We start from the raw sequence: 24,803 nt of genomic DNA, 5'->3' as shown, positions 1-24,803 counted from the left end.
GCTAAAACGAGGAACCTCCTCATATCTTAGCTCACCAGAAACCGAGGAGCCTCCTCGTTTCGTTGCCCACCCTCCTGAGGAGTGCCATGACCGACCAGAGCACGCACGTGGCGTCACCGGGTTCCGGGCCCGCCGGCGCCTCCCGCCACCAACGCCACCCCGGCTTGATGCTCGCCATCGTGCTGATCTGTCAGACGATGTTCATCCTGGACACCAACGTGGTCAACATCGCCCTCCCTGACATCCAGGACGACCTCGGCTTCTCTGCGGCCGGCCTGTCCTGGGTGCTCAACGCCTACATGCTGGCCTTCGGCGGTCTCCTGCTGCTCGGCGGTCGCGCGGGCGACATCTTCGGCCAACGCCGGGCTCTCATGGGCGGGGTCGTCATCTTCACCGTCGCCTCACTGGCCGGAGGGCTGTCCACATCGGCCGAGATGCTGCTTGCGGCCCGTGCCGGTCAGGGGATCGGCGCAGCCATTGCCGCCCCGACCGTGCTCGCCCTCATCACCGTAGGCTTCCCGGACCCTGCACGCAGGGCGCGGGCGCTGGGGGCTTACGCGGCAGTTTCCGGCTCCGGCGCCGCGATCGGCCTCATCGCCGGTGGCATGCTCACCGACTGGATCTCCTGGCGGTGGGTGCTGTTCATCAACGTGCCGATCGGCATCGTCCTGCTGATCCTGGCCCCGCTGTTCATCACCGAGACCGATCGCCACCCAGGCCGCTTCGATCTGGCGGGTTCGCTGACCTCGACACTTGGCATGACCGCGCTCGTCTACGGCTTCATCCGCGCCGCTGAGCAGGGCTTCGGCGACGTGGTCACCCTCGGCGCGCTCAGCGCGGCCGCCGTCCTGCTGGCACTGTTCGTAGCCGTCGAGTCCCGTGCCCGGCAGCCGATCGTCCCGCTGCGGCTGTTCGCTGACCGCAACCGCGCCGGCGGCTACGTCGTGCTGCTCTTCGTCCTGGCCGCGGGCAACGGCATGTTCTTCTTCCTCACCCAGTTCCTGCAGCAGGTCCGCGGCTACAGCCCTCTGCAGGCGGGATTCGCCTTCGTGCCGCTGGCCCTCGTGATCCTGGCTTCTTCCGGCGTAGCGGCCCGGCTGCTGCCACGCCTGGGCGCCAAGACGCTGATCGCCGTCGGCGCCGCGGCGATCAGCCTGGCCCTCCTGTGGATGACACAGCTGACGCCCCAGGCCGACTACGCCACGGCGCTGCTCGGCCCCATGATGATCGCCGGTCTCGGCATGGGCATCTTGCTGGTCGGAGCCACCACCGTGTTGTCCTCCGGGATCCGAGCCGAGGATGCCGGCGCCGCCTCCGGCCTGCTCAATGTCATGCAGCAGATCGGCGGTGCGCTGGGGCTGGCCATCCTCGTCACGGTGTTCGGCGCAGCCACCCGCGCTTCGAGCGGACCGGCCCACCAGGTCCTCACCGAGGGAGTCACCACGGCCTTTACCGTCGCAGCCGTCTTCACCGCCTGCGCAATTCTCCTGGTCCTGACCATGAAGAACCGGCAGGCTCCCACAGCCGAATCCGCGGCCGCGGAGGAGCTCACCCGATGACATAGGGATTCGGCCGACGCAAGGCGGGACCAACCTCATCCGTGCCCCTGCGATTCAAGGTGTCAGTCCCATCTCACGCAGGTGCCGCGGTTCGACGTCGGCTGTGTGGCGGGGTTGGTGAAGCCGGGCGGGCATCTGGTGGTGGTGACCGGCCTGCACTGCCAGGCCCGCGTGGTCGATCCGGTGTCGGAGATCATCGCCCAGGCCCGGCGTGCGGGGCTGGTGTATCCGCAGCACGTCATCGCCTTGCGCCGGCCCGTGCGCGGGGAGCGCATCGATCCCGACCTGTCTCGCCGCGTGTGGCCGCGTTGCAGGAGCTGCCGGAGTGCGCTGGGTCGCCGGCGAGCGCGAGGGTGCGCTCGGACGTGCTGCTGTCCGCGAAGGCGGTGAGCCACGGCCGGGCCGGCTCGCCCTTATCGTCGAGCACCCAGATGTCCAGCTCGGTGTGGTCGGCCTGCCAGATCTCGTTCGGCCTGGTGGCCTCGCGCCGGTATACCAGCTCGAAGGACTCCCGATACTTCTACGTGCCATCCGCGCCGAGGGTGACCAACGCACCGCTGCAGCGTCCGGTAGGAGAGGCCGTCCTCACCCAGCCCGGTCGCCGGCCGCGCCGGCGGCACCCCGTCATGCAGGTGCGGCGCGCACGCCGTCACTGACCACCACCGCACCCGATCTGACCCCAACATCCAGCTGGCCAACGCCACTGCTCCGCGGCAGTGGCCGCATCGTCACGATCTCGTCCGTGGCGACCCGGATGGCCAGCCCCCCACCAGATGTCCTTCGCCCATGACGAAGAGCGCGCGACAACCGTCACGTCGCCCTCAGCCCGATCGGCTGGCAGCTCTTCGACGAACTCCAGCTTGGGGCTGATCAATCCACGATCGCAGTGAGGACGGCAAGCACGATGAGTACGAGCGCGGCGAGCAGCAGCGTCGGGTAGTGGCGATACAACCACCGCTCCCAGCAAGCATCACTGGAAGCTGCAGAGGCATCATCCGCCTCGATCCTGTTGATCGCGTTGATGCGTTCGACGAACTCCGCGTCGTCCCTGGCCAGTGCGTCCTCGATGTCGAAGAGGGAACGACGCTCCTTCCAGGTCATGCTCATGACGATGATCACCAGCCATTCCTACCCGGCACCTCCAACATAGTGATACGCCTGTTCGCGGCCCTTCGCCACCTGCGCGGTGTTCCGCCGCCTGCTGCCCGCGATGATCTCGAGCGACCCAGCCGGCTACGCCAGACAACCCCCGCGCACCTGGCCGGCGCCACGAAACCGGCCTCGGCCCATCACACTCCACAATTCCCGATCGGCTTACCGGCCGGCGAACCGGTCGAGCGCGCCGCGCATCTGCTCGCGCATCGTGTCGCTGCCCGTGTGCCCCGAGTCACCGATAACGATCAGCTGCGCGTCGGGCCAGGCGCGGGCAAGTTCCCAGGCGGTGTCGGGCGGGCTGCTCAGGTCGAGGCGACCGTGGATCAGAACGCCGGGGATGCCGGCCAGGCGGCCCGCGTCGCGCAGCAGGACGCCCTCCTCCAGCCACGCGCCGTGCGCGAAGTAGTGCGCGCAGATCCGCACGAACGCCAGCAGGTCGGCCGGTGCGCCGTCGCTATAGGGGTTCGGCGCGCCGTTCGGCTCCAGGGAGACGGCCGCGTCCTCCCATGTGCACCAGTCGATCGCGGCTTTCGACCGCACTTCGGGGTCGGGGCTTTCCATCAGGCGGGCGTAGGCCGCGACGAGGTCGCCGTCGCGGTCGGTCTCGGGGAGTCCGGAGCGGAACCGGTCCCATTCCTCGGGGAAGAACCGCCCAACGCCCCGGTAGAGCCAGTCGATCTCCGAGCGCCGGGTCGTGGTGACGCCGGAGATGACGATCTCCGACACCCGCCCCGGGTGGCGCTCGGCGTAGGCGAGGATCAGGGTGGAGCCCCACGAGCCGCCGAACAGCAGCCAGCGGTCGATACCGAGGTGCTCGCGCAGCCGCTCCATGTCGGCGAGCAGGTGCTCGGTGGTGTTGCGGCTCATGTCGGCGGCGGGGTCGCCGGCGTGCGGCGTGCTGCGTCCGCAGTTGCGTTGGTCGAACAGGACCACCCGGTAACGGCCGGGGTCGAAATACCGGCGGATGCCGGTGGAGCACCCTGAGCCGGGCCCGCCGTGCACGACGAGCGCGGGCTTGCCTTCCGGGTTACCGCAGACCTCCCAGTAGACGAGGTTGCCGTCACCGGTGTCGAGCATGCCGTGGTCGTACGGCTCGATCGGCGGGTAGAGCTCGGCCATGCCATGATCCCTTCTTCGACCAAAATACAACAGCGCTGTTACATTATGGGGGTGGATTCCCCCGACCCCGCGACCTCCGCGGCCGGCCCCGCCACCCCCATGGCGGGACACGCCGCGGCCGCCGTACCCCCACGGATCCTCACCAGGACCCTGGCCATGGTCTTCCTGTCCAGTTTCGGTGCGGGGACGAGCTTCTCCCTGCTGCTGTCGGTCGTCCCGCTGTACGCCTCCTCGATCGGCGCGGGCGGGATGGGCGCGGGGCTGACCACCAGCGTCCTGATGGCCTCCACGGTGGCCGCCGAACTGTGCGCCCCCCGCCTGACCTCCAGGTTCGGGTACCGGGCGGTGATGGCCGCAGGTCTGGTGCTCCTCGGGATTCCGGCGCTGGCGCTGCCCGGCTCGGCGAGCACGGCGACAGTCATGGCCGTGTGCGTCCTGCGCGGCGCGGGGTTCGCGATCACCGCCGTTCTCAGCGGCGCGCTGGTGGCCGCGCTGGTCCCGCCCGAACGCCGCGGTGAGGGGCTGGGCCTGCACGGCGTCGTCGTCGGGGTGCCGGCGGTCATCGCGCTGCCACTGGGCGTCTGGCTCGCCGAGAGGATCGGGTACGCATCGGTGTTCACCGCTGGAGCACTGGCCGCCCTGGCCGGGCTGGCGGCGGTGCCCGCCCTTCCCGGGCGCATGCCACGGCCAGGATCGCGGACACGGGTACTGCAGCCGCTCGGCATCCTGGCCGGGCTGCGCACCCCCGCCCTGGTCCGGCCTTCGATTGTCTTCTCGGCCGCCGCGATGGCCGCGGGGATCGTCGCCACCTTCCTGCCGGTCGCCCTGGCCCCCGGGTTCGGCGATCTCGCGGCGGCCGCCCTGCTCGCTCAGGCCGCCGCGTCGACCCTTGCCCGCTGGTGGGCCGGGCGGCATGCGGACAAAAACGACACGGGCCGGCAGCTGGCACCCGGCGCGCTCCTGACCGCGGCCGGCGTGGCCGTACCGGCCCTCACCACCGACCCGGTCGCGGTGGTGGCGGGGATGGCGCTGTTCGGAGCCGGTTTCGGCGTCGCCCAGAACGCCAGCCTGATGCTGATGTTCGAGCGGGCCCCCGCCTCCACGTACGGCACGGTCAGCGCCGTATGGAACCTCGCCTACGACGCGGGGATGGGACTGGGCGCCGCTGCCTTCGGCGTGCTCGCCGCACGGACCGGCTACCCGGCCGCCTTCGCGCTGACCGCCGTGTTGATCCCGATCGCGCTCGTCTTCGCCCGGTCACCGCGATCAGCGCGAGGGGGCGGCCGCGTTTGACGGTTTTGTCCATGTCGTGGCGGGGAGTGGGGCGGCGGTTGGGAATGCCGGGTGGGCGTCCAGGGCCGGGTCTGGCAGGTTTGGGTGCGCCGGCCGGTTGGGCGAGTGCGGGACGGAGGGTCCGAAACCCGCGCCGGACCCGAGCGGGAGCGAGCTGACCGTGTGCCGCTTGAGCAGGATCGTCTCGACCGCCAGGAGTCACACGCGATGATCGCCTGGGCCTCAGTAGTCAGGGACTACCGCCAGGTCGGCCCGTTTCGGCGGGGCGCCGGATCGATACCGGCCGCGTGCAGGATCTCCCACCTGGTAGAGGAAGCGACCGTGTAACCCAGGCGGGCCGACTCCCCCTGGATTCGGCGATGCCCCTGGTCGGGTTCTCTCACGCCAACCGCACGATCAATGCCTTGATCGGCCGGCGCGTGCCCGGGCGTCCTGGGCGCCGCCTGTCCGTGAAGGTACACTTCCGCGCGACCGCGAGGCCAGCGCAAGATGGTCGCCGGGGTGACCGGAACACCCCGCCCACCGGCGGCGCCGGACCAACCGCGACAGCACCGTGAACCAGCCCGGTCTGCATGACCCCACCGCGGCCGGCAACCGAGCTGCCGACGAAGCACCTGGTTCTCGTGCCGTAGCACCAGCAGCTCAGCCTCGTTGGACAGATCAGAGCGGACCAGCACTGCCACAAGACCGTACAAACACCGCTCCAACCGATAGACCAGGGACATCGAAGCCGCTCCACGGTACTGATCGATGACGCCCCTGACCTAGCGTGGCATCGCCACGGCTTTCCGGCCGCTTGCCGTCACCCAGATCCAACTCCAGGTGCCGGCTACCCCAGGACCGGCGCGTTGGCTCTCACGGTCAGCTTCCCCATGCCGCTCAGGAAGGCAGCTGCGCCCCTGTGGGAGCGGCCTGACAGGCCGCGTGTCGCTCGGCGAGATGTGGGGCCGCCGGCCGACGGCGGCTGAACACAACCGGACACTCGAGGGCAGCCGCGCGATCGCCGCCTACGGGCAGCACAGTTCGGTCGGATAAATGCCTGGAAGTAACCACGAAACACCCCGGCCGCATCCACATCGTTCCCATCCGCCAGCGTGTCGACTCATGGCCAATCCGGTCCGGCGGTATTGACGTTGTGAGAATGACCCTATGACCGGAGGCACGGATGGATATCGGGATAGGCCTGCCCAACACGGTTCCCGGGACTGACGGGGAAGCCCTCATCGACTGGGCGCGGCAGGCCGAGGAAGCAGGGTTCAGCACCTTGGGCACGATCGGCAGACTCGTGTACCCGAGCTACGAGGAGCTGATCGCCCTCACCGCCGCCGCGGCGGTCACCAGCCGGATCCGGCTGACCACCAGTGTGCTGCTCGCACCGTTGTATACGAACAGCGCGCTGCTGGCGAAGCAGGCCGCCTCGCTCGACCGGCTCTCCGGGGGGCGGCTCGTGCTGGGCCTTGGCCTGGGAGGACGTGACGACGACTTCACCGCCAGCGGGCTGACCACCGAAGGCAGGGGGCGCCGCCTGGAGGAGCAACTCGCCGAGATGAAGCGCATCTGGTCCGGCGAAGAGCGCGGTTTCGCCGGCGCGATCGGACCGGAGCCCGCCCGCGGCGGCGGCCCCGAGCTCATCCTGGGCGGAGCGTCCGAGGCGAGCTTCCGCCGAGTCGCTCAGCTGGCCGATGGCTGGATCATGGGGGGAGGCACGCCGGAAATGTTCGCGCAAGCTGCGGCAGGTGTCGATGCCGCCTGGCAGAACGAGGGCCGGCAGGGCAAGCCACGCAAGCTATCACTGGCCTACTTCGCGCTCGGGTCCGATGCCCGCGCGCAGGCGGATGCCTACCTTCTGAACTACTACGCCTGGCTCGGCGACGTCGCCGGGCAGATCGCGGCGAGCGCCGCGGTGAGCGCCGAGATGGTCAGGTCCTACGCCGCCGCGTTCGAATCCAGCGGCTGTGACGAGCTCATCTTCGTTCCCACGTCATCACGGCTCGACCAGGTCGAGCTGCTCGCCGAAGCGACGGCCTAGTGCGGCTTGGCCAGGGTTGTGCGGTCTGGTCTGTGATCAGCTGAGGTCTAGTTGGCCAGGTAGTCGCGCACACTGGCCGCCGTGCTGTCCATCGGCTCGGCGGGGCGGGCCTGCCGCGGGCGGTCCCGCCGCTGCTCGCAGGTGCCCAGTGCACCTCGTGGGTGCCGTCCTGCAGCTTGGGGTGTTCCGGCCGGATCCCGCGCGACTTCGACCTCAAACCGCACCGGGCAGAAACCTTCGAACTCTCCACCGATCCGCTGTTCGTGGAGAAGGTCGTCGACGTCGTCGGGCTGTATCACGATCCTCCTGAGCGGGCGGTCCCAGATCCGGGCGCTGGATCGCTCGCAGCCGGGTCTCACCGATGATGCCGGGGATGCCCGAGCGGCGCACCCACGACTACGGGCGCCACGGGATCACCAGCCTGTTCGCCGCGTTCAACATCGCCGACGGGACCGTCATCGGCGAACTGCACCGCCAGCACCGGGCCACCGAGTTCGAGAAGTTCCTGATCACCATCGACAAGGCGTTCCCGGCCGAGCTGGACATTCATCTCATCTGCGATAATTTCGGCACCCACAAAGCAGCTTCTCGCCGCACCCCGCCCGCCCCTATCCCTCGGTGGGGATGTCCAGGGCTGTGCCGTACAGACGTGAGACTCGCAGTCGGATCACCACGCGGCGTTCGTTCACCAATTGCCTGAGGAAGGCGGCCTCCTCCGCCGTGTCCGTGAAGCCTGGGGTGAGCGCCAGCAGTTCCCTGCCGGTCTCGTCCCCTGGTTCCGTGGTCACCTCTGACACCTCCGCATCCCCCTCGGCGACTGCGAACGACCAGATGTCCGGCCCGTTCACGTGCAGGGACAGGCGGGGGTTGTTACGTACGTGACGCGCTTTGAGCCGGTCGTCCGTGGTGGAGATGCGGACGATCCGCTCGACGGGGTCCCAGTGGTAAAGGACGGTGGACAGATGGGGGTGGCCGCTGCCCTTGACCGTGGCCAGCACGCCGAACTGCTGGTCGCCGAGCAGGCGGGTGAGTTCCTGGTCGGTGAGAATGCGGGGCGCGGGGCCGGAACTCGTCTCGTTCTCGGTCATGGGGATCAGATCCTGTCTGTGCTGGTGGTGTGAGCTGGGTGATCAGGTGGCGGGGCCAACGGGGCAGCGGCGTCTGGCTTGGGTCGTCGCAGTGTGAGGAGCGCTACGGTGAGAGCGGCCACAAGCAGGGCGGCGATGGCGAAGGCCAGGCCCGCATCGTCGGCCTTGGCGCCAGATATACCGAGCGCGTCAGCGCGGGAAGTACCAAACCACCGCCCACGATGAGCAGCTTCACCGGGAGCAGATCAGTGACGTAGTCCGCCTGCACCGGGATACGGGCAAACCAGCCCATCGCCCCGAGCAGCAGCACCAGGCCTGCCTGCAGGGCGGCGCGCTCTCTGAAGCGAGTGTTGAGCCGGGCCGAGACGAACAGGGAGACTCCGCCGATGGCCAGTGCCGCGGGCAGCATCGCCAGGCCGGTCTCGAGCGCGACGAGGATCTGGAAGGCGAACATGGCCGACAGCGTGAGGAACTGCACCAGGTTGGCGCCGGACACGCTGCGGGAGTGGAAGATCCGCAGCGGCATCAGCGGTGCCTTGGCGGTCGCCTGGCGCAGGACGAACACGGCCAGCGCGATCGGGGGGTATGCGACATGGGCTTTCTCCTGCTCCATTAGAGGGACAAGAGAACCGTAGCAGATAGTTTTATTGCAGACGATCCGTTGCAGATCTATTTATGCTGCCGAGCCCGCCGTACCGCCCGCGGCGCCTCGGCAGGGACCGCCAAATGCCCCGCGACCAGGCGATTCATCGCCCGCAGGAGTGCCTCGCGCTCATCCTTCGGCAGCGCGTCCAAGGCCGCCTTGTGCACGCCGTCGACAATCTCCTGGCTCCTCGCGGCGATCTCCGCCCCTTTCTGAGTGACCGCGATGATCCGGGCTCGCCGGTCCGTGCCAGACGGGCGGCGCTCGGCCAGGCCCGCCTTCTCCAGGGCGTCGACGGTCACCACCATGGTGGTCTTGTCCATGTCGCCGATCTCGGCGAGCTGGATCTGCGTGCGCTCCTCCTCCAGGGCGTGAACGAGCACGCAGTGCATGCGAGCCGTCAGCCCGATCTCGGCCAGAGCGGCCGCCATCTGGGTTCTCAGGACGTGACCGGCACGATCCAGCAGGAACGACAGGTCCGGCTCCGTGCGCGCGGGCGCCATGGCAGTCATCCCCATAGCCTAGCAACTAGTTCCATTCCGGATTATCTACTTCCTTCCCATATAACGGCGAGAGATGGCGCGCAGATTCGTATCCGGTGCGGGCTCCCGCCTCCTCCAGGCCGCCAAGAAGGCGGTGGCGGAGGTGAACGAGCGACTGTTCGACCCGGAGGCCGACCCCGTCCAGTGCCGAATCGGCCAGGCGGTCTTCCCCGCGCTCCTAGGCGAATCGGCGGGCTGACGGGTCCCCGTACCCCAGCCTTCGACGAATCGGCGGGCTGACCGTCCGCGTACCCCAACCTTCAGAGCGACTGAAGCTGAGACTAGGCTTCAGCCATCCTGAAGGTTGGAGCTAGAGACTTGCTGGAACATGTCCTGCTGTCCGTGCACGTGCTCGGCGGCATCGTCTTCGTCGGGGGCTCAGCCGCGGCAACGAGCCTGTTCCCCCGCTACGCGCCCGCGGCGGCTGGAGAGGGGCGCAGCCGGTCCGTCGCCGTCGCCCTGCACCGCATCACGCGCGGGTACGCCGTTCTCGGCCTCATCGTGCCACTGGCCGGGATGATCCTTGCCGGCGTACAGGGCCGGACGGGCGAGATCTGGATCACCATCTCGATGATCCTCACCGCCGTCGCGGCCCTGCTGCTGGCCACGCAGATCCATCCGCGCCAGCGCCAGGTGCTCGCCGACCCCGGCGACTCTGGGCGGCTGCGGCTGCTGTCCATGCTCGCGGGCGTCTACAACCTGGCCTGGGCGGTCGTGGTGGTCCTGATGATCGTCCGACCCGGCACCGGTCAAGGGGGATGAACCCGATGCGCCTCCTGCGAGTCGCCGCCAGCGTGGAGCTGACCACGCTCGTAGTCCTGATCGCCAACCTGCTCACCGTGCACGCCAAGGCCGTCACGACCTTCGGTGGCCCCCTGCACGGCATCTCCTACGTGGCCGTCATCGCGGCCGCCTACCTCGCCCCATCCACCTCGCCGAACGGTGCCAGGTGGCGGGCCTTCATTCCCGCAATCGGCGGGCTGCTCGCCATGCGAGCCCTCCGCACACAGGAAGGATGACACGATGGACGCCTACGATGGCCTGCCGTTCCCCTGGAGCGGCCTGACGCTCGACGCCATGCGGTATGTCCGCTCCATCGAGGAGCCGGCGATCTTCAACCACAGCATGCGCACCTACCTCTACGGCCGCTTCATCGGCGAGAGCCAGGGCCTGCGCTCCGGCCGCGACTACGACGACGAACTACTGTTCCTCGCCTGCGTTCTGCACGACTCCGGCCTCAGCGAACCCGGCAACGGGGACCAGCGCTTCGACATCGACGGTGCCGACCTGGCCGCCGCCTGGCTCGCGGAGCGCGGCATGCCGTCCGAGAAGACGATGATCGTCTGGGACGCCATCGCGCTGCACCTCGTCCCCGAGGTCGCGCAGCGCAAGCGGCCCGAGATCGCGCTGGTGACCGCCGGCGCCGGCTACGATCTCGACGCGGACGGGCCCGCGCTGCCCGATGGCTACGCCGAGCGCATCCACGAGGTGCTGCCGAGGCTACGCGCCGCCGTGGTGCTGCACGACGCGGTCGTCGCCCAGTCCCTGGACAAGCCGCACAAGGCGCCGCCGTTCAGCATTCCCGGCGAGATGCTGCGGCAGGCGAGCGGACAATCCTGGCCCACGTGGCGCGAGCTCACCGGATGGGGCGACTACGATGCCTGAATCCGTCTCTCGCCGGGGCGCGATCGCCTCGATCGTCGCGACTGCGGGCGTCGCCGCGACCGGCGGAGCACTGCTGACCGGCGGCCTGAACGGTGCCGCCTCCGGCCACGCGGGCGCGAGCGACGCGGCGACCCCGGCCACGCCCTCGCCCGCCGGGCTGCACGGCGTCCACCAGCCGGGCATCGCCACCCGGCAACAGCACTACGCGATGTTCGCCGCCTTCGACCTGCAGACCGCGAACCTGCCCACCGCCAAGATCGCCACCAACCTGCAGCAACTGATGACGCGCTGGACGACCGTCGCCCAACGCCTCATGCTCGGCGACCCGCCCGGCCCGATCCCGGGCAACCGCCCCGACGCACCCGCCGGCTCCGGCGTCGCCGACGGCCTGAACCCTGCGAGCCTGACGCTGACCTTCGGCCTGGGCCCCGAGGTGTTCGACCTGATCGGCCAGAAGGAGCGCAGGCCGGCGCATCTGCGCCCGTTGCCCGCCTTCTCCACCGACCGGTTGGAGCCCGCCTGGAGCGGCGGCCACCTGATCGCCCAGATCTGCGCCGACGACCCGCAGGTCGTCAGCCACGCCTTTCGCTCGCTGCGCGGCCAGGCTCCTGGACTGGCACGGCTGCGCTGGAGCCAGCAGGGCTTCCTCGGCACCTTCGGCGGCTCCACCCCGCGCAACCTCCTCGGCCAAAAGGACGGCACCAGCAACCCCAAGCCCGGCACACCCGAGTTCGACCAGGCCGTGTGGGCGGCCGACGGGGAGCCGGAGTGGTTCACCGGCGGCAGTTACCTCGTTTTCCGCAAGATCCGCCTGGACCTGCCGAAGTGGGACCTCGCCGCCGCCCGCGACCAGGACCTGGTCATCGGCCGCCGCAGGGACACTGGCGCGCCGCTCAGCGGAGGGAGCGAGTTCACCGCCGTGGAACTCGGCAAGAAGGGCCCGGACGGTCGGCCCGCCATTCCGGCCGACGCGCATGTGGCGTTGGTACGCGCCATCCCGATGCTGCGCCGCTCGTACAACTACGACTACGCCGTGCAGGGCATCACCGAACCGATCATCGTCGAGCACGGCCACGCGAACCAGGACGACGGCCACCTGCACGAGCACCACAGCGGCAACAGCCACGGCAGCTACGACAGCGGCGTGCTGTTCTGCGCCTATGTCCGCGACCCCGAGGCGTTCATCCGCGCCCAGCGCAAGTTGGCGGGCTCCGACCGGCTCAACGCGTTCGTCAAGCACACCGGCAGCGCCGTCTTCGCCATCCCGCCCGGCAGCCAACCCGGCGAGCACCTGGCCGCCGCGCTGTCCCCCTCAGGCTGAGACCCCGCTCGATGGTGGCGGAGGCGCGGGGTCCAAGTCCAAGGCCTGGCTCCGGTACAGCCGATGAGCGCGGTCGCCTCCCCATGGGTTGTGTCGTTCCGCTGCGACACAAGGGTGAAGCTACCGGAGGGCATGAGAGCGTCGCCCTCAGCTGCAGCGGCTTCCATACAGCACTGTGTGGTACGTGGGACATCCTCGAGCGGGAGCGGCGTTATGAAGATCGCTCGCGGTGACGCTGGGCGGACAGGGTCGTCGGCGGCGTCGGCCCTTACCGCGTCAGGTGCGCCGAGATCGCTGCCAACGGCCACGAAGGCTTCGCAGTGACTTGACCGACTGTGTGACATTAAGGAGATCTTGCCAGCAAACGCTAAGGTGAGATCTTGTGCAATCGCTCACGCCGGAAGATTTACGTCAGATCGGCCCTTATCGGCTCGCTGGTGTACTGGGGCGGGGTGGCCAGGGAACGGTTTACCTGGGCCAGGGACCGTCCAACGAGCAGGTCGCGGTCAAGGTGTTACACGCTGGAGCCGCGGCGGATGAGAACGCGCGCCGCCGGTTTCTGCGCGAAGCCGAGGCGGCTCGCCAGGTTGCTCCGTTCTGTACGGCGCGCGTGCTGGACACGGGCCTGGTGGGCGGCCAGCCATTCATCGTCAGTGAACACATCCCAGGCCCGTCGCTCGACCTGCTGGTCAGGACCGAGGGTCCGCGTTCGGGCAGCGGGCTGGAGCGGCTCGCTGTGACCACACTCACCGCACTGGCGGCCATCCACCGGGCCGGGATAGTCCACCGAGACTTCAAGCCGCACAACGTGATCATGGGGCCTGAGGGGCCCGTGGTGATCGATTTCGGGATTGCCAGGGTGACCGCCCAGACGGCCACGCACAGCGTGGTGGGAACCCCCGCCTACATGGCGCCGGAGCAGTTCGGCGGGGCGCCGATCACCCCGGCGGCCGACCTGTTCAGCTGGGCGACCTCCATGATCTACGCGGCCACCGGGCAGCAGGTCTTCAGTGGAGACACCTTGCCGGCGATCATGCACGCCATTCTGACCCGCGAACCCGACCTGTCGGCCGTGCCGCAGGAGTTACGCCCGGCGCTGGCGGCCTGTCTGGCCAAGGACCCCGCGGCCCGGCCGAGCGCCGCCGCCCTGCTGCGCCGCCTGACCGGCGACGAGGCTCCCGCCCCCCTCGCGCAGTGGCCCACGGCGCACGCCACGATGGGCACGCCGGAGGCCGAGCAACTCACTCTCCGGCCGCACCCGTCGACGCAGGAGAACGGGCCCGCCGGCTGGGCGCAGCCGCCTGGGCAGCCTGGAGGGGGCGTCCCTCCCCCGCCTCCGCCCAGCGGCGGCGGCCGGTCGAAGAAGATCGGCCTCGCCGTCGGCGCTGGAGCAGTCGCCCTGGTGCTGGCCGTGGTGGGCGTGCGGGCCGTAGTCAAAAACACGGTCCGGGGAGCGCTGTCGGGCGGTCAGCCCTCCACCTCCCAGCCCGTCTCCACCTACACCCCCGGACCGAGCCCTTCCGACACGCCTTCGCAGACGCCTTCTCAAACAGCTTCGGAGGAGCCGACCGAGGAGTCGTTCAACCCCGCGGACCTCAACAAGGAGAGCACCGACCCGACCCCGATCACGGCCGACGCCCTGCTTCCGCAGTCCTTCACGAGCGCCGAGGGGGTGCGTTTCAGCCGCAAGGCGTTCGGGGTGGAGGACTGCCCGAGCCCGTGGCCCGACGCCAGAGTCAAGTCCGCCCTCCGCAAGGCACGCTGCGACGACATGGCGGTGGGTGCCTATATCAGCTCGGGCGCTCCGAACGGGCGCATCATGGTGACCGTCTGGGTCGTTCCGCTGAAGGACTCGGGCAGGGCCGGCACCGCGTACTCGAGGCTCAAGAACGTCTACGTGCAGGACTGGGGGATCCGGTGCCCCCGAACGGGGCCGGGATCGACCGGCATCTGCTACACCTCGAACTGGTGGAACGTGCAGTTGTACTCGTGGACCGGGCAGACCGGCCGATATGTGATCCGTACCCTGGCCGTCTACACGAACCTCACCAGAGACTCCAGCGCGACGAAGTGGCTCAAGGACGCCTCGCGTGCGGCGTTCAAGGAGTCAGGCCCCATGGTCTACCAGGACGGACAGTGATCGGACGGCGTGGGGCCGGAACCCGGTGTCTGGAGCCCTGAAGGCAGTTGCAGCAGGCCCGTCCCCAGTCGACCGAGGACGGACCGGCAGCAAACACCACCTGATCACCGGCGCAGGTGGCATCCCCTGGCCGTGATCTTGACCGGTGGCAACCGCAACGTGTGGGTGCCGAAAATGGTGTCACCCTAAGCGACCTGCGCGTACACATGGATCAGGCCACCGAGGCGGTCTCTGCGAACCAGCCGAGTGCGGCCCGTCGGTGGGGGTGGATCCGACCGCCCGTTCGGCGATGCCTGGTTCAGAGTCCGGTGAGGTCGATGGCGGTTTGCGGCGCGGAACCGTCCAGCGGCGCTTGACCAGATCGGCGTGCCGGCGCAGGAGTGTGCGTGTTCGAGCGAACCTCGGACCGGATCCGGGCGCGCTATGAGCCCCGGTTCCCACACGTTCATCCCCACCGGCTCCGCCACAACTTCTCCATGCGCACGCTGGAATACCTGATCAGCGGCCACTACCGGCAGGCCGCCAGGCTGGTCGCGGCGACCTGCCACCCGGCGGCAAGCGCGACATCGAGGCCCTCGCTCGCGAATCCGGCATCGACCGCACAGCCTTCAACGGCACACTCCCCTATGCCCACCTTCGCGAAGAGTTCGAATCCCGACTCGCGGTCGTCCTCCAAACCGGAGACACCCCCGACCCCTGCATCGGCTCAAAGAGCAGATCGCCACCCTCGAACAACGCCTCGCTCACCGCGATCAGACCATCGAGGAACTCACTGACTTCCGCAACGAAGCGCTCTCGCGCCTCGCTGCCCAACACGAAGAGATCCTCCAACTCCGCCGCCAGCACGACGGCGACACCCGAGTACGTCGGCTGCCAGCCCGGACTGAGGGAATCGGGCCATGCAGCTGAGCCACCCACTCGACATGATGCCGCCGATCAGCCAGCCGACGGCTGGCCCTCGTTCCCGAATACCGAATATCGGCGCACCGCCTCTCGCCCACCGGGAACGAAAGGCCATCGATCGACGACCTCCCGCAGTTCGAGCTCTGTGAGCCAGGCATGCCAAGCGATCTCGGACGGATCTGGTACCAATGGCTCAGTGATCACGGCCTCGTGCACCCCGAACCAGACAGGGCTGACCCCATCCCGGCACAGGAACTTGAACATGAAACGCACCGGGACGCCGGCGCCCAGCTCCTCGGACAGCTCGCGGGCTGCCGCGTCCTCATACGACTCGCCCACGTCCACGGCACCGCCGACCATCACGTCATAGTGGCCGGGAAAGCGAGTGAGCTGCTCCGCTCGGCGCAGCACGAGGATCCGCCGCATCGGATCGCGACAGATCGTCGTCGCGATCCGATGCATCCATCGCCGACGCTCCGCCTCTGCGCGATCCACGACTCCCAGCACGCGGTCCAGTTCATCCACTCGCTCGACCAGCTCGCCCATGCAGGACACGATCGCAGGCACCACCGACAACCTGCTCTACGAGCACCCCAAGCTAGTGATCTGCGTCACATGACCTGCCCGGAATCGCAACACAAGCGAGGACCCCCAGCGCGAACATGCCGATGGAAAGCCGCCTACTCGATCGCCACACGGACACAACCACACACAGCGAGTACGGACAGAAGGCGCCTCTTCGTCACCGACGACACCGCCGCACATCGCCCATGTGATCTGCGGTCATAAGGGTATTGATACAACGATGGACTAAAGGCCGTTTACCCGGCCGAGTCGATCGAGGCGCACAGGGCGTTCATCGCCCGCCGTCGCGCTACCAGGCCCAGCGAAGAGTACCGGGCCCCCACCGAGAACGAATGGGACGCGTTCTTCGCTCACTTCGAGAAGCGCAAGGTGTCCATCGGCACCTGCGACCGAGCCTTCTCAACTCCACTCCTAGTGTTCATGAGCATGCATGTGTCAGATGTTCGCTCCTGCGGCCGGACTCGGCCCAACGCTTCCGACTGGAGGAGATCCGCGACAACCTCATCGCCCGCATTGCCGAGGCCGGACGTGAAGGCTGGCTCGGCGAAGTCGAAGGGCTCCGCGTCAGCCTGGCCGGCGCCCAAGACAAGCTCACCCAGCTCGGTCGAGGCCACGGGCAGCATATGGCCGTGGACCTTGCCATCTCCACCACGCGTGGTGATCGATGAACCCACGAAGGTGGGCTGCCACATGGCCCTCAACCAAGATCGAGAACAAGTTCAAGAAGCGTGCGTCAAACGCCCTTCAGAACACGATCAAGTGCCGCCCGGCCTGCAGGTCCCCAGTTCGGCTTACCGCCGGGGAGGCCCCGATCTCCGTTCTGCCCCATGAGCATCAGGAAGAGGCTCTTCATAGCTGCCAGCCCGCGGGCGCGCCGGATCGCCGCCTCATCTGCTTGCGCGTACATCTCGAAGAACCGTGAGGCCGTGCCCGCGGGTAGCAGCACCCATGCGGCGGCGAGATCCCACGCCGGATCGCCGGCGAACATGCCACCGAAGTCGACGATGCCCGAGAGCGTTCCGTCCGAGACGACGACGTTCGCGGGATGGAGGTCGCCGTGCACCCACACCGGCGGGCCCTCCCACGCGTGGGCCGCAACGGCGTCGTCCCAGACGGCCCGGACGTCGGCAGCGATGTCGTCGAGAGCAACGGCCTGGAAGAAGTTCTCGAAGCCGTCCGTGCAGTTCCTGGGATGGGCACCGCGGTCCGTAGCGATCGGCGCATCGGCGGGCGCCTCCACATGGAGCGCCTGGAGGAAGCCCGCCAGCGTGTCGGCCGCGTGGACGCCGCGGCTGATCGAGCCGTGGTCCAGCGGCTCGCCGGGAACCCACGTCATCACGGTCCAGTGCTTGGGGAAGCGCTCGGACGGTTCGCCGAACCGCACCGGGGTCGGCACCGGGAGCGGCAGGCGCGGGGCCAACACGGGTAGCCACCGCCGCTCCTTGAGCTGGAGCTCCGGGGTGGGGTCCATGCGCTGCATGCGCACGGCCAACTCGTCCCCGAGGCGCCACATTTGGTTGCCCCAACCGCCCGCCACCTCGCGGATGGCCAGCCCCGCAAGGTCTGGATGTTGCTCCTGCAGCAGGTCGCGGACCAGGTCTGCGGTGATCTCGATCTCGGTGTCGGTCATGCGAAGTCACAGTACTGAGGCGGCAGGCGGCGCGGCTCACACCGTCCCACGCACTCCAAGCACTGAAAAGGACAACTCCCACCATGCGGCACGTCCCCGCTGAAGTTCCCCTGACCGGAGGTCGCATCACCCCAGGTGTCGTCCGTGTCGCTGATACCGTCCGACGACCCGCCACGGCCACTTCCGCCTTCGTCGCTCAACTGCTCACACACCTTGAGCAATGCCAGTTCGCGGGAGCGCCGCGCTATCTCGGACGCGACGAAGCCAACCGTGAGATCTTCAGTTACCTGCCCGGCTGGGTGCCTGCCAAGTTCCGGCGCTGGAGCGACACTCAGGTCGCTTCGGCTGGGGCGCTTCTTCGCTCGCTGCACGACGCCACCCGCAACAGCGGCCTCACCGGGGAGCACCCCGTCGTCTGCCATCACGACCCCGGACCCAACAACACAGTGTTCCGCGCCGGGCTACCGGTCGCCTTCATCGACTTCGACACCGCTTCCCCGGGCGATCCGCTCGAGGACATCGGATACATGGCCTGGACGTGGTGCATCTCCTCCAAGGCCACCGCGCCGCCGGCCACCGCGCAAGCCGCCCAGGTGCGGGTGCTCGCCGACGCCTACGGACTCACCGCTGCGCGCCGTGCTGATGTCCTCGACGCGATTCTCGATCGCCAATCCCGCAATGCCCGATGGTGGGCAGAACGCCGGACCGACCCCGGCAGTTGTCCGGCCAGTCCCGAACAGATCACCTCCCGCATCGCATGGTCCGAACGTGAACACGCCTACACCAGCACCAACCGCCTGGTCTTCGCGGCGGCCCTGCGATGACACCACGTTCCCCGGCTACTCGAAAGCCCTGGCCCTGAAAGTTCAGAGAACAGATCACCGTGCGCACCAACCGCTCTTCGGTGTCGATCAGTCTGGCCTGCCACCAGGTGCGCGTGATGCCGTTCGCCTCCCACCCGGTCGCCTACCACAAGGGGACCGAGGTTGCCCGGCACGAGCGGTTGATCGCCAAGCGCGGATCTCGGCTCGAGCTCGACCACTACCTTGAGGCGCTGGTGCACAAGCCCGGCGCGCCGGCCGGGGCCACCGCGCTGGAACAGGCTCGCCAGGCCGGCATGCGGCCGCTGCGTGACCCAGTCGCGCCTGGCCGGGACGAGGACTGATCGAGCCCGGCCCCGCGGCGCACCGGAACCCGCTCAACTCCGCGATGCCGTACTGCGGGACTACTCCCGGCGTCGTAGTCCGGCCGGTCGCTGGTCCCGGAACGGTAGCGGCAGATGCCTCCGCTTGTACGACGCCCCAGAACAGCAACTGGACGACGATTGCCGTCATGAGAACCCCAGTCAGTCCATCCTCGGGGCGGCGCCGCCGGCCACCGGGCTGCCCGGGGGCGCGCCTGCTGCAGCTAGGCGTGCCGGTCGAGCGCGGCAGTGGTCCGGCAGCTTCCACGAGTCGCGGTCGACGCTGTCCGCCGCGGTGTCCCAGCGGGCGGATCGCCCAACTCGGCGCCGTGCCGTCGCCGAGTGAGGCGGGGATTCCGGAGAGCGAGGAGAGAGTCCCCGTCGCAGTGATTGATCATGAGGACGAGTGTTGTGAAGATCCGACTGGCGGCATGTGCGAGCGTGGCCGTGCTGGGTGTCGGTACCGGCATGCCGGTGCCAGGTGCCGCGCCTGAAGAGACGAAAGTCGTGCGGGCCGACGGCTTTCCGCAGACCCACCGATCGACGACGCGCTGTCGACCTTCATACAGCAAGCGCTGTGCGGTGACGGAAACTCCCCTATCGACGCTGCCTCCGGCTCAGAGGACTGAGTTGCGTTGACGAACAGACAATCCGCCGGAGGAAGCGTGGTCATCAAGTCGGGTGCTCGGCCGAGGATCATCCTCGCCGCCGTGGCCGTCGTGCAGTTCATGGTGTCGCTGGACCTGTCGGTCGTGAACGTCGGACTTCCGCAGATCGCTGCCGGCCTCGGCTTCAGCGCGGTGGGGCTGACGTGGGTGATCCATGCCTACGCGCTCACGTTCGGCGGGCTGCTCCTCCTGGGCGGCAAGGCCGCCGACCGGTACGGCCGTAAGCCGGTCCTGCTGCTCGGGCTCGGCCTGTTCGGCCTCGCCTCACTCCTCGGCGGCTTCGCCCAGGAACCCGGCCATCTTGTCGCCGCTCGTGCCGTCCAGGGCATCGGGGCCGCCGCACTCGCTCCGGCCGCGCTGGCGCTGCTGACCGCGACCTTTCCCGCGGGCAAGGTCCGCGTCAGGGCCATCGGCGTATGGAGTGCGATGAACGCCGCCGGGGGCGCCTTCGGCGTCCTGATCGGCGGCCTGCTCACCGAGTACGCCGGCTGGCGCTGGGTGATGTTCGTGAACGTGCCGATGGCCGCCTGCGCGCTGGCCATGGTCTGGCGCGTCGCCGCCGGCCCGTCCCCGGTTCGCAGCGGCCGTCCGGACGTCCTCGGTGCCGTGCTGGCCACGTCGGGCATGACCCTGCTGGTGTTCGGCATCGTCCGCACCGACCGGTATTCGTGGGCCTCACCGATCACCGTGACGACTCTGGCGGTCGCCGCCGCGCTGTTGGTCGCATTCATCCACGTCGAGCGGACCACCGCTCGTGAACCGCTGATCCGGCTCGGCCTGCTCACCAACCGCTCGGTCGCCGGCGCGAACGCCTACAGCCTCCTGGTCGGTGCGGCCATGGCCGCGGCCTTCTACTTCGTGTCCCTCTACCTGCAACGAGTACTCGGGGTCGGGCCGGCCCTGGCAGGGGTCGAGTTCCTGCCGTTCGCCCTCGGCGTGATCGCCGGCTCCGTGCTCGCCGTCAAACTCGGCTACCGTCTCGCGCCGCGGACCCTTCTGGTCATCGGCGGACTGCTGACCGCGACCGGGCTGGCCTGGTTCGGCCTGATCAGCCCGGACGGCGCTTTCACCACCGACGTCCTGGGGCCCTCGATCGTCGCCGGCGTCGGCTTCGGGCTCTGCCTCGGACCGGTCGTCTCCACCGCCACCGCCGGCGTCGCGCCCCACGAGGCCGGCGCCGCATCGGGCCTGCTCAACAGTTCACGACAGCTCGGCGCCTCGCTCGGACTGGCCGCTCTCGGCACCGTCGCGCACGACCGCACCGGCCAGGCCATCACGCCCGAGGCCCTCAACGACGGGTACGCGCTCAGCCTGACGCTCGGCGCCGCGCTCCTGGTCGCCGCCGTCCTCGTCGCCCTCACCGTCCTACGCCGGACCAGCCCGCCATCACAGGCCGAGCAGAGCGATGACCGCGATTCGCTCCTCGCCCGGTGACCAGCGATCCGCATCGGGCCGCATCCCCACCAGTTGACAGATCACCGCAGGAAGGCCATTTCGGCATGACAGTTACTCCGATCGACCTCTTCGCGTCCGCCATCCACCTTCACCAAGGCGGCCAGATTCACGCCGGGAAGAGAACAACGGACTTCGACCAGGACGGCTGGCGGCTGCTGGCCTTCCACGCGAAGACCGGCGCCGACGTCCACGCCGACCACTGGGAGGTCCACCCCGAGGCCGAGGAGATCGTGTCCTGCCTCATCGGGAAGATGCGCCTCTACCTCCGCCCGGAGCGGCCGGGAGGAGAGGAGGAGGAGATCAGGCTGATGGCCGGAACCGCTGCCATCGTCCCGCGCGGGCGATGGCACCGCATCCAGTTGGACATCCCCAGCAACATCATGGTCGTCACCCTGCCGCGTGGCAGCCGGCTGGAGAAGCGAACCGAAACCTAGGCCACACCCTCGAACCTGTCCTCATCAACCAGCGGCCTAAAGACTTGTTCAGTCGCCTTCAGGTTCGCTTCAGCATGCACTCGTGACAGTGAAGCCCCATGACCGACTCCCGAGTGCCGCTCGCGATCGCCGCGGCCATCCTGGCGACCCTCACGGGCTGCGCCTCGTCCGGCGGGACCGAGGCGGCCGCGGCACCCTCCGCGGATCCCTCCGACCAGCAGCGCCAGGCCCAGGCCCAGCTAGCCACCTGCATGAAGGGCAAGGGGTTCACCTACCACCCGATCGTGTCCATGCCGGAGCTGCCGGATGCCGTCAAGCAGGAGATGTCCGGCGACTATCCCGCGATGAAGAAATATCGCAGCAAGTACGGTTTCGGGTTCGCCGCCTCCTTCGTCTACCCGAACGACGGGGTCGGCCGGATGGCCCGCCTGATGGCGGACGATGACACCGGGGACGATCCCAACGGCAAGGTCATCGCCGGGCTGTCGAAGCCGCAGCGGGAGGCGTACTTCGAGGCGATGAACGCCTGCCATCTCGAGATGATCAACAAGACCACCGGCAAGAAGCACAAGTCGATGCAGGAGGCGGCCAAGGCCCAGAGCGAGATGATGGAACAGATCATCAGCCGCGAGATCGACGGCGATCCCAAGCTGGCGGAGCTGGCGAGCACGTTCGCCGACTGCCTCAAGGGCAAGGGCTACAGGGTCACCTCGCAGCGCCCCTCTGACATCGCGCGCAGCACCGAGAGCTCGTTCATGACGGAGTTCGGCAAGCTCGGCAGGAAGCAGAACCCGACGGCTGACGAGGCGCGCCCCATGTTGCAGCGCGAGATCAAGGCGGCCCTGGACGACCTGGAGTGCGGCAAGGAGTTCTACGCCGCCTACCGGCCCAAGGCGAACGAGGTCTACAAACAAGCCGAGTTCCTACCCGGCCTGGGCATGGCCGTCACGGTCAAGGGGTGACGTGGGCAGGTCGAGAGTGCTCGCCCTCGTCGTGGCGGGAGTTCTTGTGATCGCCGGAGTGGGCTGGGCGGTCGGCTCGCGGCTGCGTTCGCCGGCCGACGAGGCGTCCGCGCGCCGCCCGCCCAAGCCCTCCCTGGTCACGGCGCCGGCCGAGCGGCGCAAGCTCACCAGTACCGTCACGGTCAGCGGCACGCTCACGTACGGCTCGCCGCTGCCGGTCACTCTTGCCGGCACGGTCGGCGGGGCAGGCGGTGCCGTCGGTGCCGTCGGCACGGGCGGCACGCCGCAGCGCGTCACCACGGCGCCCAAACCCGGCCCGATCCGTGCGGGCCAGGTGCTGATGCAGGTCAACGGGCGGCCGGTGTTCGCCATGGAGGGAAAGAAGCCGATGTACCGGCCGCTCGTGCCGGGCACCGAGGGCGACGATGTCAAGCAGCTCCAGCGCGCGCTGCGGGTGAAGGTGACCGGCGTCTTCGACGCGGCCACGGTGGCGGCGGTGAAGCGCTGGTACGCCAAGCGCGGCTACAAGGCGCAGGAATCCGACCTGGAGTCGCGCAAGACGCTGCAGCAGCTGCGCCAGGCCGTGCAGACGGCCGAGGAGACCCTGGCCGCCGACCGCAAGGCCCTGAACGAGGGGCTGGACGTGCGGCCGCTGCGGATCCGCCTCGACAACGCCCGCCGCGACCTGCGGTCCGCCGAGAAGGCGCTGGAAGAGGTGTCGGAGATCACGCCCGAGCAGGAGACCCAGCTGGCCGCGTCGCGGCGTGCCGTACGAGCCGCTGAGGAGCAGGTCCTCGCGGCCGAGCAGGCGTTGGCGGAGGCCAGGAAACCGGCCCCCACCCCGACCACGACGCCTGCGCCCACGCCCAGTGCGGTGGACACGAGCCTGCTGGAGATGAAGCTGGCCAACGCCCGGCAGGATCTCCATGAGGCTCAGCAGGCGGTGTTCGCCTACGAGGAGCAGATCCGCGTCGAGCGGGACAAACGGCTGGAGGAGCTGCGCAAGGCCGTGCGCACCGCGAAGGAGGCCGAGGCCACCGCCGCCCAGGCGCTCAGCCGGGCCAGGAAGGTCTCGCCGCTGCGGATGAAGGTCGCCCACAGCAAGGCCAACCTGGCCGACGCCAACGCCATGCTGGCCGAGTACCGCAAGACCTACGGCGTGAGCGTGCCGGCCGGGGAGATCGTCTTCCTGCCGACCCTGCCCGCCCGCATCGACAAGGCGGAGGTCAAGCCCGGCGACACCATCGAGGGCAAGGTCGCCACCGTGACCAGCTCCGCCTTCGCGGTCACCGGGTCGGTCGACGCCAAGGAGGCAAAGCTGCTGCGCCCGGGCCAGGAAGCCGGCATGGAGACCATGGACGGCACCCAGCTGCCCGCCACGCTGACCGCGACCGGTGAGGAGGCCCGCCTGACCCCGGCGCAGGGCGAGGAAGGCGAGGAGGACGACGGGTCGGACACCGGCTCGGTGCCCGTCCTGCTCACGCCCGGCTCGTCCAAGGGGCTCAAGTCGCTGGTCGGCTCGCCGATGACGGTGCGGATCTCGGTCGGTTCGACCGAGGGCGAGGTGCTGGCCGTGCCGGTGTCCGCCGTGGTCACCTCCGCCGACGGCCGGCCGCGGGTCCGGGTGGCGCTGGACGGTGACCGTACCCGCGAGGTCGAGGTCCGGACCGGGCTGACCGCCGACGGGGACGTGGAGGTCACTCCGGTGCGTGCGGGCGAGCTCAAGGAGGGTGACCGGGTCGTGGTGAGCGATGTCTGAGCCCGTCATCGAGCTGACCGCCGTCTCCCGCGAGTTTCCGACGGACCCGCCGGTGTGCGCGCTGGCCGAGGTGGACCTGCGCGTCGACCCCGGCGACTACGTGGCCATCATCGGACCGTCCGGCTCCGGCAAGTCCACCCTCCTCAATATCCTGGGACTGCTGGACCGGCCGACCTCCGGTTCCTACCGGCTGGACGGCGTCGAGACCACGACGTTGCGCGACGGCGCGCGGACCCGGCTGCGCGGCACCCGCATCGGCTTCGTCTTCCAGTCCTTCCACCTGCTGTCCCACCGGACGGTCGTGGAGAACGTGATGCTCGCCGAGGTGTACGGCAAGCATCCGCGCGCCGGCCGGCGGGCACGTGCTGAGCTGGCGCTTGATCAGGTCGGCATGAGCCATCGCGTCGGCTTCGTCCCCGACCGGTTGTCGGGCGGCGAGCGCCAGCGTGTGGCCATCGCCCGCGCGCTGATGGCGCGGCCCGCCCTGCTGCTGTGCGACGAGCCGACGGGCAACCTCGACAGCCGCAACACCGAGGCCATCCTCGACCTGTTCGACGGCCTGCGCGCCGACGGCCTCACCGTCCTGGTGATCACGCACGAGGACGAGGTGAGCGCCAGGGCCGAACGCAGGGTGCGCATCGGCGACGGCGTCCTCACCGAGCAGGGGTGA

At 69.0% G+C, this 24,803-nt stretch carries 27 protein-coding genes and 1 pseudogene; 17 read left to right on the top strand and 11 right to left on the bottom strand.

Annotation, left to right across the window (positions count from 1 at the left end):
* Positions 1–86 precede the first annotated feature (86 nt).
* Positions 87–1,559 carry an MFS transporter gene (locus ACFSKW_RS34675; RefSeq protein ID WP_379577085.1) on the top strand — a complete coding sequence of 491 codons (1,473 nt, stop codon included), beginning with the start codon at positions 87–89 and terminating at the stop codon, positions 1,557–1,559.
* Between the two features lie 62 nt (positions 1,560–1,621).
* Here ACFSKW_RS34675 and ACFSKW_RS34670 read toward each other — a convergent pair whose 3' ends face one another.
* The 3 genes from ACFSKW_RS34670 to pip form a co-directional block, all read right to left on the bottom strand.
* On the bottom strand, positions 1,622–1,834 hold the full coding sequence (locus tag ACFSKW_RS34670) for a hypothetical protein (RefSeq protein WP_379577083.1): 213 nt from the start codon (positions 1,832–1,834) through the stop codon (positions 1,622–1,624).
* Between the two features lie 595 nt (positions 1,835–2,429).
* Positions 2,430–2,678: a hypothetical protein gene (locus ACFSKW_RS34665; RefSeq protein WP_379577081.1), complete on the bottom strand. Its 249-nt coding sequence runs from the start codon at positions 2,676–2,678 to the stop codon at positions 2,430–2,432.
* A 195-nt stretch (positions 2,679–2,873) separates the two neighbouring features.
* Positions 2,874–3,833 (bottom strand): prolyl aminopeptidase, encoded by a 960-nt coding sequence (gene pip / locus ACFSKW_RS34660; RefSeq protein WP_379577079.1) that lies wholly within the window; start codon positions 3,831–3,833, stop codon positions 2,874–2,876.
* A gap of 51 nt (positions 3,834–3,884) precedes the next feature.
* Between pip and ACFSKW_RS34655 the strand changes: the two genes are divergently transcribed.
* Together ACFSKW_RS34655 and ACFSKW_RS34650 are read left to right on the top strand one after the other, a co-directional pair.
* On the top strand, positions 3,885–5,126 hold the full coding sequence (locus tag ACFSKW_RS34655) for an MFS transporter (protein WP_379577078.1): 1,242 nt from the start codon (positions 3,885–3,887) through the stop codon (positions 5,124–5,126).
* A 1,165-nt stretch (positions 5,127–6,291) separates the two neighbouring features.
* Positions 6,292–7,155, top strand: a complete 864-nt coding sequence (locus ACFSKW_RS34650) for an LLM class flavin-dependent oxidoreductase (protein WP_379577076.1) — start codon at positions 6,292–6,294, stop codon at positions 7,153–7,155.
* A gap of 47 nt (positions 7,156–7,202) precedes the next feature.
* Here the strand turns inward: ACFSKW_RS34650 and ACFSKW_RS34645 are convergent, their stop codons facing one another.
* Entirely contained in the window at positions 7,203–7,454 is a 252-nt protein-coding gene (locus ACFSKW_RS34645) for a hypothetical protein (protein WP_379577315.1), read from the bottom strand.
* Here ACFSKW_RS34645 and ACFSKW_RS34640 point away from each other — a divergent pair.
* Positions 7,365–7,735 (top strand): annotated as a pseudogene (locus tag ACFSKW_RS34640) (transposase); the annotation flags it as partial. The gene ACFSKW_RS34645 and the pseudogene ACFSKW_RS34640 overlap by 90 nt on opposite strands.
* 28 nt (positions 7,736–7,763) lie before the next feature.
* On the opposite strand, the gene ACFSKW_RS34635 reads toward ACFSKW_RS34640, so the two are convergent.
* The 3 genes from ACFSKW_RS34635 to ACFSKW_RS34625 all read right to left on the bottom strand — a co-directional run bounded on the left by ACFSKW_RS34635 (position 7,764) and on the right by ACFSKW_RS34625 (position 9,398).
* Positions 7,764–8,243: a TIGR03618 family F420-dependent PPOX class oxidoreductase gene (locus ACFSKW_RS34635; RefSeq protein WP_379577074.1), complete on the bottom strand. Its 480-nt coding sequence runs from the start codon at positions 8,241–8,243 to the stop codon at positions 7,764–7,766.
* A 103-nt stretch (positions 8,244–8,346) separates the two neighbouring features.
* Positions 8,347–8,856 (bottom strand): MFS transporter, encoded by a 510-nt coding sequence (locus ACFSKW_RS34630; protein ID WP_379577072.1) that lies wholly within the window; start codon positions 8,854–8,856, stop codon positions 8,347–8,349.
* A gap of 56 nt (positions 8,857–8,912) precedes the next feature.
* On the bottom strand, positions 8,913–9,398 hold the full coding sequence (locus ACFSKW_RS34625) for a MarR family winged helix-turn-helix transcriptional regulator (RefSeq protein WP_379577070.1): 486 nt from the start codon (positions 9,396–9,398) through the stop codon (positions 8,913–8,915).
* A gap of 64 nt (positions 9,399–9,462) precedes the next feature.
* On the opposite strand from ACFSKW_RS34625, the gene ACFSKW_RS34620 reads away from it, so the two are divergent.
* The 6 genes from ACFSKW_RS34620 to ACFSKW_RS34595 all read left to right on the top strand — a co-directional run bounded on the left by ACFSKW_RS34620 (position 9,463) and on the right by ACFSKW_RS34595 (position 14,554).
* A complete protein-coding gene (locus ACFSKW_RS34620; RefSeq protein ID WP_379577068.1) occupies positions 9,463–9,627 on the top strand; it encodes a hypothetical protein in 165 nt (54 codons plus the stop codon).
* A gap of 119 nt (positions 9,628–9,746) precedes the next feature.
* Complete coding sequence (locus ACFSKW_RS34615) at positions 9,747–10,190, top strand: hypothetical protein (protein WP_379577066.1); 444 nt, start codon at positions 9,747–9,749, stop codon at positions 10,188–10,190.
* Between the two features lie 5 nt (positions 10,191–10,195).
* Positions 10,196–10,447: a hypothetical protein gene (locus tag ACFSKW_RS34610; RefSeq protein ID WP_379577064.1), complete on the top strand. Its 252-nt coding sequence runs from the start codon at positions 10,196–10,198 to the stop codon at positions 10,445–10,447.
* Between the two features lie 4 nt (positions 10,448–10,451).
* Complete coding sequence (locus ACFSKW_RS34605; RefSeq protein ID WP_379577062.1) at positions 10,452–11,093, top strand: HD domain-containing protein; 642 nt, start codon at positions 10,452–10,454, stop codon at positions 11,091–11,093.
* Positions 11,086–12,414, top strand: coding sequence for a Dyp-type peroxidase (locus ACFSKW_RS34600; protein ID WP_379577060.1), 1,329 nt, complete (start codon positions 11,086–11,088; stop codon positions 12,412–12,414). The genes ACFSKW_RS34605 and ACFSKW_RS34600 overlap by 8 nt, the downstream gene beginning before the upstream one ends.
* A 382-nt stretch (positions 12,415–12,796) precedes the next feature.
* Entirely contained in the window at positions 12,797–14,554 is a 1,758-nt protein-coding gene (locus tag ACFSKW_RS34595) for a serine/threonine-protein kinase (protein ID WP_379577058.1), read from the top strand.
* Positions 14,555–15,062: 508 nt separating this feature from the next.
* On the opposite strand, the gene ACFSKW_RS34590 is transcribed toward ACFSKW_RS34595, so the two are convergent.
* The 4 genes from ACFSKW_RS34590 to ACFSKW_RS34575 all read right to left on the bottom strand — a co-directional run bounded on the left by ACFSKW_RS34590 (position 15,063) and on the right by ACFSKW_RS34575 (position 17,672).
* The gene (locus ACFSKW_RS34590; RefSeq protein ID WP_379577056.1) at positions 15,063–15,230 is read right to left on the bottom strand and encodes a hypothetical protein; all 168 of its coding nucleotides are present in this window, start codon (positions 15,228–15,230) and stop codon (positions 15,063–15,065) included.
* Positions 15,231–15,490: 260 nt separating this feature from the next.
* On the bottom strand, positions 15,491–16,003 hold the full coding sequence (locus ACFSKW_RS34585) for an NUDIX hydrolase (protein WP_379577054.1): 513 nt from the start codon (positions 16,001–16,003) through the stop codon (positions 15,491–15,493).
* A gap of 389 nt (positions 16,004–16,392) precedes the next feature.
* On the bottom strand, positions 16,393–16,734 hold the full coding sequence (locus tag ACFSKW_RS34580; protein ID WP_379577052.1) for a hypothetical protein: 342 nt from the start codon (positions 16,732–16,734) through the stop codon (positions 16,393–16,395).
* Between the two features lie 41 nt (positions 16,735–16,775).
* The gene (locus ACFSKW_RS34575; RefSeq protein ID WP_379577050.1) at positions 16,776–17,672 is read right to left on the bottom strand and encodes an aminoglycoside phosphotransferase family protein; all 897 of its coding nucleotides are present in this window, start codon (positions 17,670–17,672) and stop codon (positions 16,776–16,778) included.
* Positions 17,673–17,755: 83 nt separating this feature from the next.
* Between ACFSKW_RS34575 and ACFSKW_RS34570 the strand changes: the two genes are divergently transcribed.
* The 7 genes from ACFSKW_RS34570 to ACFSKW_RS34540 all read left to right on the top strand — a co-directional run bounded on the left by ACFSKW_RS34570 (position 17,756) and on the right by ACFSKW_RS34540 (position 24,803).
* A complete protein-coding gene (locus tag ACFSKW_RS34570) occupies positions 17,756–18,496 on the top strand; it encodes an aminoglycoside phosphotransferase family protein (RefSeq protein ID WP_379577048.1) in 741 nt (246 codons plus the stop codon).
* An 80-nt stretch (positions 18,497–18,576) separates the two neighbouring features.
* Positions 18,577–18,837 (top strand): hypothetical protein, encoded by a 261-nt coding sequence (locus ACFSKW_RS34565; RefSeq protein WP_379577046.1) that lies wholly within the window; start codon positions 18,577–18,579, stop codon positions 18,835–18,837.
* Positions 18,838–19,520: 683 nt separating this feature from the next.
* Positions 19,521–20,957 carry an MFS transporter gene (locus tag ACFSKW_RS34560; RefSeq protein ID WP_379577044.1) on the top strand — a complete coding sequence of 479 codons (1,437 nt, stop codon included), beginning with the start codon at positions 19,521–19,523 and terminating at the stop codon, positions 20,955–20,957.
* A gap of 65 nt (positions 20,958–21,022) precedes the next feature.
* A complete protein-coding gene (locus ACFSKW_RS34555) occupies positions 21,023–21,412 on the top strand; it encodes a cupin (protein ID WP_379577042.1) in 390 nt (129 codons plus the stop codon).
* Positions 21,413–21,510: 98 nt separating this feature from the next.
* Positions 21,511–22,374 (top strand): hypothetical protein, encoded by an 864-nt coding sequence (locus ACFSKW_RS34550; RefSeq protein WP_379577040.1) that lies wholly within the window; start codon positions 21,511–21,513, stop codon positions 22,372–22,374.
* 1 nt (position 22,375) lies between these two features.
* Entirely contained in the window at positions 22,376–24,133 is a 1,758-nt protein-coding gene (locus tag ACFSKW_RS34545) for a peptidoglycan-binding protein (protein WP_379577038.1), read from the top strand.
* On the top strand, positions 24,126–24,803 hold the full coding sequence (locus tag ACFSKW_RS34540) for an ABC transporter ATP-binding protein (RefSeq protein ID WP_379577037.1): 678 nt from the start codon (positions 24,126–24,128) through the stop codon (positions 24,801–24,803). Before ACFSKW_RS34545 ends, ACFSKW_RS34540 begins: the two co-directional genes overlap by 8 nt.

It is taken from the genome of Nonomuraea mangrovi (assembly GCF_042681425.1).
Lineage (GTDB): Bacteria > Actinomycetota > Actinomycetes > Streptosporangiales > Streptosporangiaceae > Nonomuraea > Nonomuraea mangrovi.
The sequence above is the reverse complement of the archived record's forward strand: the minus strand, read 5'-3'. Positions and strand labels throughout refer to the sequence as shown.